Source organism: Flavobacterium limnosediminis JC2902 (assembly GCF_000498535.1).
Classification (GTDB): domain Bacteria; phylum Bacteroidota; class Bacteroidia; order Flavobacteriales; family Flavobacteriaceae; genus Flavobacterium; species Flavobacterium limnosediminis.
In genome coordinates this window covers 1-5,487 of the sequence record NZ_AVGG01000043.1, presented here as the reverse complement: position 1 = coordinate 5,487, position 5,487 = coordinate 1, and the positions used below count along the sequence as shown (strand labels likewise).

Sequence of the window (5,487 nt, the reverse complement as noted above, 5' to 3'; positions counted from 1 at the left end):
GTTAGGTTCTTGAATTCACCACTTTTTTCATAATATTGCTGGTAACGTCCCGCCGGCTTTAAGAAGTGGCGGAAATTTTATTACTGACGTTTACAAATATACCGAAAAGTTTGAAAGAAAAAGCCTCACTTCGGAGAAGAAAAATATTCACTGACCATTACCGATAAATCCCTAACCCCGCCATTTTTTAAAACCGCTGTTAGAGGTAGGTGCTTAAGATTTAAGGCAAACTTGGCACGCAAAGAAAACACAAAGAGAATTTACAAAGTAACCACAACGATTAGGCAAAGAAATTAATGGGAGATGTGTTATGAAAAGCAGGATTTCCTGCTAAAAAAAAAACGTTGTGAGCACTTACCGCTAACGTCCCGGGGCTTTGTGAAGGTGGGGATTAGTTTACCCAAAACTAACGATTTAAGATTAAGTTTACAAATACAAAACCAATATTATTTTTAGCCTTAAAACCCCACTTTCACAAAACCCCTGTTAACTGTTGTTCTTTTTTTCTTTTCTTTCATTTGGTTGTTCCGATTTTTCTTTTAAATTTGTAACCATTGTGTAAGGTTAAACAATTTGGTTATGAGTGAATATTTGACGCTTTCGGAAACTGCTGAATATATTGGTAAAAGTAAAGAAACTTTGAGACGTTGGGATAAAGAAGGAAAATTGACAGCAGTTCGTGAACCTATGAGTAATTATAGAGTTTACAGGAAATCTGAAGTTGATACTTTATTTGCTGATTTTTTAGAAGAGAGTGTTAGAGAAACTGTTTCAAACTATGTTGAACCACAAAATGAATATACAGTTTTGGAACTTTTTGCTGGAGCTGGTGGTTTAGCAGTTGGTATGGAAAAAGCTGGTTTGAAATGTGTAGCTTTAAATGAAATTGATAAATGGGCTTGCCAAACATTAAGAAAAAATCGTCCAAATTGGAATGTCTTAGAAGGAGATATTAAATCTTTTAGTTTTACAGAATATGAAAACAAAGTTGATATTGTAACTGGTGGATTTCCTTGCCAAGCGTTTAGTTATGCTGGAAAAAAATTAGGTTTAGCCGACGCAAGAGGAACTTTGTTTTATGAATTTGCTAGAGTTGTTAAGGAAGTAAATCCTCCGATTTGTATTGGTGAAAATGTTCGCGGCTTGCTGAGTCACGAAAATGGTAAAACTCTTCAAGGAATGATTTCTATTTTGGATGAAATTGGATATAATGTTGTTCCTGTTCAAGTTTTAAAAGCAATTAATTTTAATGTTCCGCAAAAACGTGAACGATTGATTTTAGTTGGAATTAGAAAAGATGTTGATTTAAAATATGAATATCCAAAACCTTATAAGAAAGTTTATAATTTAAAAGATGCTTTGAAAAAAGGCGAATTGTTTGATTGCGATGTTCCAAAATCAGAAGGTTCAAAATATCCAAAAAGCAAAATTGATGTTTTGAAATTAGTACCACAAAAAGGCTATTGGAGAGATTTACCTTTAGATATTCAAAAAGAATTTATGGGAGGAAGTTTCCATCTTGGTGGTGGAAAAACTGGGATTGCAAGAAGAATAGGTTGGGATGAACCTTGTTTAACATTGACTTGTAGTCCTGCACAAAAACAAACAGAAAGATGTCATCCCGAAGAAACTCGACCGTTTACGGTTCGAGAATATGCGAGAATTCAAACTTTTCCTGATGACTGGAAATTTGAAGGTTCTATAGCTCAGCAATATAAACAAATAGGAAATGCTGTTCCTGTAAATTTGGGAAAAGAAGTTGGATATTCTATTGTTAAGTTTTTGAATAGCTATTACAGCTTATCAAATCCTAAATAGTAACTATAATTTTCAAAAGTAATTTGGTCTAATATTGTTCTTTTTGAAGTTTTAGTTTCTTTTTTGATTTCGTCTAATGCTGAATTTTCGGCATTAGATTTTGTTTTTTCAATAGAATTCAAATAATCAGCAACTGCAATAGGAAGGTTTTTATATAATTGGAAAAGTGCATTTTCTTTACCAGAAAGTAAAGCATAAAATTGGTCACCCGAAATTTTGTAAACTCTGCTATGACTATATTCTTTTCCGTTAATTTCTCCTTTCCAAAGTTCACAAAAACTACTTTTTGCTAAAACTTGAACCCAATAACATTTAGCTTTTTTATTTTCATCAGCATATTTCGATAATTTTTGAAATAGTGCTTCTGCGGAACTACTATTCATAGTATTGTGCTTATTTTTTATGTCAGCAAACAAAGTATTATCTTTTGCTTTAATATCATAACCACTCAAATTTCCAATTTCAAAACCTTTAATTCCACCCAATATTTGCTCGTGAAAAGTTCCGATGGAATTATTTATTGATTTGTCAATTTGTCTTAATATTTCTGCCTGAATTAAACTTTCTTCATCTATATCATTGAATTTAGCATCAAATGTTAGTTTGATGGTATCAACTTTATTGGTGTAAAAGTTCTTTTTTGTAATATTATTTTTAGCTTTTAAGTATGCTTTATGAAGATTTGCTACGCAATCTAAAAAATGTTCATCCGAAATAAAATCTACATACTTATTTTTCATTCTATTTTTGAGTTAGTTTTCGGTAGCTAAAATAAGAATTTTTATTCAACTTTATAAAAGGTTCTGATTTTCGCAATTTTGGGGTAGAATAACAGTTAACGTCCCGCCGGCTTTATGAAGTGGCGGAATTTTATTACTGATGTTTACAAATATACCTAAAAGACTGAAAGAAAAAAGCCTCTTTCGGAGAAAGAAATGTAAACACTGACCATTACTGATAAACACTGAACCCAGCCATTTCATAAAACCGCTGTTAGTGGCTGGGCTTCTTTGTTTTCCGTCTGTCAGCAACATTTTTTGTCCTGCTGAATTGGTGGACAAGCAACACTTCCGTAGCTACAATAAACACAGCAGTCGCCTTGTTTTGGTTTTAGAACTTGTTTGCATTTTTCACATTCGTAAAAATATTGGCAAGCGTCTGTTGGCATTGTTTCTTCTTTCTTATGTCCGCAGTTGGGGCAAGTTATTGTTGATTGTAATTTGATTTCCATTTTAATTTTCTTTTTTGTCGGTTACAGAATATCCTGTTGAGTTTATTGCTTTTTCGATTTCAGAAATATTTGTTTTTGAGTTGTCAAATTCTATGATTGCATTTCCATTTTCATATGAAGCGTTTGAACTTATTATTCCTGTCAATTTATTTACTTCGTGATTTACGTGTTCTTCGCAACTCGCACAAGTCATTCCGCTAATCGTAAATTTTACTTTTTGAATATTGGATTTGTCCACTACTTTGATTTGCTTTTCTTTCTTTGGGTAGAAAATGCTTGAATAGTATGGAAAGGCAAGCATAACGATTGCAAATGCTGTTACAATTCCTAAAAACATTTTTGACTGAATGAATTTTGGTTTTTCTTCTGTCTCACAGTTGCAGTCAATTTGCTTTTTAGGTTTCAACTTTTGATACCAAGCAAAACCAAGAACCAAAATTGTCAAACCGATAAAATACGGTCTGAAAGGTTCGAGCCAAGAAAAAGTAGAAGCAAGTCCGCTTGTTCCTGCTACTAAAGCCAAGACTGGAGTAATACAACACAATGAAGCTGCAATTGCTGTTAAAAGTCCTGCTCCGATTAGTTTTTTGTCTGTTTTCATAATGTTTCTAAAATTTTGTTTTCGTCAAGTATTTTAAAAAACGGTTTCAGCATTTTTTCATACTCTTTTGTCAATGAGTAAAAAATGGTTTGTGCTTCTCGTTCGGTTTCAATTAGTTTTCGGTCTTTGAGTTTTCGCAAGTGTTGTGAAATTGCCGAAATTGTCATACCAAGAATGTCGCTCATATCACAAACACAGAGTCGTTTTTCTTCATATAATAGAAAGAGAATTTTCAGTCTTACGTTGTTTCCCGCTAATTCAAGTCCGTTCGATAAATAGTCAAACGAGCCGTTGAGTTCTGAAACTCGGTTTTTACAGCGATTTATTTGTTTAATGTCCGCTTGTTGTCGTATGCAAGAATTGTTGTCCATATTGCAAAGATAGTTAATTTGTTTATTTAAGCAATTACTAAAATACAAAATATCAAAAAGAACCCGATTTGTCTGTCGGGTTGTGTCGTCATAGCCTTGCCACTAACGTCCCGCCAGCTTGCTGCAGGTGGGGAATTGTTTTCCCAAAAGTATCAATTTAAGATTAAGTTTACAAACACAAAACCAACATTAAATTTAGCCTTAAAGCCCCACTTGCTGCAAACTGCTGTTAGCAACAGGCTTTAATTTATTAATAATTGTTCTAGCTTTTTGTAATCTCCATTTTGTCCAAGTTGTTCAGTATTCTTTTTAGTTCCAATAGTACTATGCAATGCGCATTGGAAACATATTTTCGAAATTCCCACAATTTTATTTTTTTTCTTAAAAACCAAAACGTCTCTGTAGAAAGGTTCACAGCCAGCAAGCACAAAATTCCCATGATATTTTTCGCTAAATATTTCGCCAATTTCTTTGAATTTACTTTTCGAAATTTTGCTTTTTTCAGGATATAATTTCTCTAATTCAACAATGAAATTTTTGTTGTTAATAGAAGTCGGGTAATAATCGTTTAGTATTTTAAACAATATAATTTCCTCGGGAGTTTTATTTTCATGCTTTTTACCAATTTCTGCCCATTGTTTCATGGTTATATCTTTATGATAATGATCAATTTCATCAAATTCAAAGAATTGATTTGCGTTTTCATTAACATCAGTTTTCTGTGCATTTTGACATGAAAAGAATATCAATGCTAAAAATATTGTTAAGTTTAATTTCATGATGCTTTTAGGTTACGTTTTGGGAAGCTTGTTGCTAACGTCCCGCCAGCTTGCTGCAGGTGGGGAATTGTTTTCCCAAAAGTATAAATTTAAGATTCAGTTTACAAATACAAAACCAACATTAAATTTTGCCTTAAAGCCCCACTTGCTGCAAACTGCTGTTAGCCGTTCGGTTTTATTTGCTTTTTATTCTCCTTTTGAAATTTCTGTTACAATTAGTGTATTTGGATCAAAATATATTTTTGGGTTGTCTGAAGCACCGAAAACCATATCATATTCAATCGCATATGATATTTTTCCGTTAGTATCTTTTGATACAATTATTTCTCCAGACTTATTATCCTGTGTCCAAGATTCGTATTTAGAATCTCCAATAATTTTTCTGGCCTCTTCTAATGTCATCCCAACTTTTACTTTTCCTATGTTTTGCCAATATTTTCCAGTAATTCTTTCATTTTGAATGTAGCCATAAGCTTCAAAAATTAAAAGTAAAATACCTAAAAAAGCTAAAATATTTTTAACCATTAAATTGATTTTTAGTTATATATGAAATTTATTCATCACGTTTAAGTTTCGTTTGTCTAAACTGACGGCTAACGTCCCGCCAGCTTGCTGCAGGTGGGGGATTGTTTTCCCAAAAGTATCAATTTAAGATTAAGTTTACAAATACAAAACCAACATTAAATT

At 32.4% G+C, this 5,487-nt stretch carries 7 protein-coding genes; 1 reads left to right on the top strand and 6 read right to left on the bottom strand.

Annotation, left to right across the window (positions count from 1 at the left end; translation table 11 throughout):
- Nucleotides 1–579 precede the first annotated feature (579 nt).
- Nucleotides 580–1,818: a DNA (cytosine-5-)-methyltransferase gene (gene dcm / locus FLJC2902T_RS15465; protein WP_023580743.1), complete on the top strand. Its 1,239-nt coding sequence runs from the start codon at nucleotides 580–582 to the stop codon at nucleotides 1,816–1,818.
- Here the strand turns inward: dcm and FLJC2902T_RS15460 are convergent.
- The 6 genes from FLJC2902T_RS15460 to FLJC2902T_RS15435 form a co-directional block, all read right to left on the bottom strand.
- Nucleotides 1,794–2,558, bottom strand: coding sequence for an Eco47II family restriction endonuclease (locus FLJC2902T_RS15460; protein WP_023580742.1), 765 nt, complete (start codon nucleotides 2,556–2,558; stop codon nucleotides 1,794–1,796). The genes dcm and FLJC2902T_RS15460 overlap by 25 nt on opposite strands.
- A gap of 284 nt (nucleotides 2,559–2,842) precedes the next feature.
- Nucleotides 2,843–3,049: a GDCCVxC domain-containing (seleno)protein gene (locus FLJC2902T_RS16550; protein WP_069796431.1), complete on the bottom strand. Its 207-nt coding sequence runs from the start codon at nucleotides 3,047–3,049 to the stop codon at nucleotides 2,843–2,845.
- Nucleotide 3,050: 1 nt separating this feature from the next.
- Complete coding sequence (merTP, locus tag FLJC2902T_RS15450) at nucleotides 3,051–3,650, bottom strand: mercuric transport protein MerTP (RefSeq protein WP_023580740.1); 600 nt, start codon at nucleotides 3,648–3,650, stop codon at nucleotides 3,051–3,053.
- The gene (locus FLJC2902T_RS15445) at nucleotides 3,647–4,021 is read right to left on the bottom strand and encodes an ArsR/SmtB family transcription factor (protein WP_035679264.1); all 375 of its coding nucleotides are present in this window, start codon (nucleotides 4,019–4,021) and stop codon (nucleotides 3,647–3,649) included. Before FLJC2902T_RS15445 ends, merTP begins: the two co-directional genes overlap by 4 nt.
- A gap of 242 nt (nucleotides 4,022–4,263) precedes the next feature.
- Entirely contained in the window at nucleotides 4,264–4,800 is a 537-nt protein-coding gene (locus FLJC2902T_RS15440) for a hypothetical protein (RefSeq protein WP_023580739.1), read from the bottom strand.
- Nucleotides 4,801–4,986: 186 nt separating this feature from the next.
- Entirely contained in the window at nucleotides 4,987–5,325 is a 339-nt protein-coding gene (locus tag FLJC2902T_RS15435) for a hypothetical protein (RefSeq protein ID WP_023580738.1), read from the bottom strand.
- Between the last annotated feature and the right edge of the window lie 162 nt (nucleotides 5,326–5,487).

What these genes read in the sequence shown, in the direction of transcription:
- FLJC2902T_RS15440 (WP_023580739.1), bottom strand. Translation starts at nt 4,800, where the DNA reads ATGAAATTAAACTTAACAATATTTTTAGCATTGATATTCTTTTCATGT.
- FLJC2902T_RS16550 (WP_069796431.1), bottom strand. Translation starts at nt 3,049, where the DNA reads ATGGAAATCAAATTACAATCAACAATAACTTGCCCCAACTGCGGACAT.
- dcm (WP_023580743.1), top strand. Translation starts at nt 580, where the DNA reads ATGAGTGAATATTTGACGCTTTCGGAAACTGCTGAATATATTGGTAAA.
- FLJC2902T_RS15460 (WP_023580742.1), bottom strand. Translation starts at nt 2,558, where the DNA reads ATGAAAAATAAGTATGTAGATTTTATTTCGGATGAACATTTTTTAGAT.
- FLJC2902T_RS15445 (WP_035679264.1), bottom strand. Translation starts at nt 4,021, where the DNA reads ATGGACAACAATTCTTGCATACGACAACAAGCGGACATTAAACAAATA.
- FLJC2902T_RS15435 (WP_023580738.1), bottom strand. Translation starts at nt 5,325, where the DNA reads ATGGTTAAAAATATTTTAGCTTTTTTAGGTATTTTACTTTTAATTTTT.
- merTP (WP_023580740.1), bottom strand. Translation starts at nt 3,650, where the DNA reads ATGAAAACAGACAAAAAACTAATCGGAGCAGGACTTTTAACAGCAATT.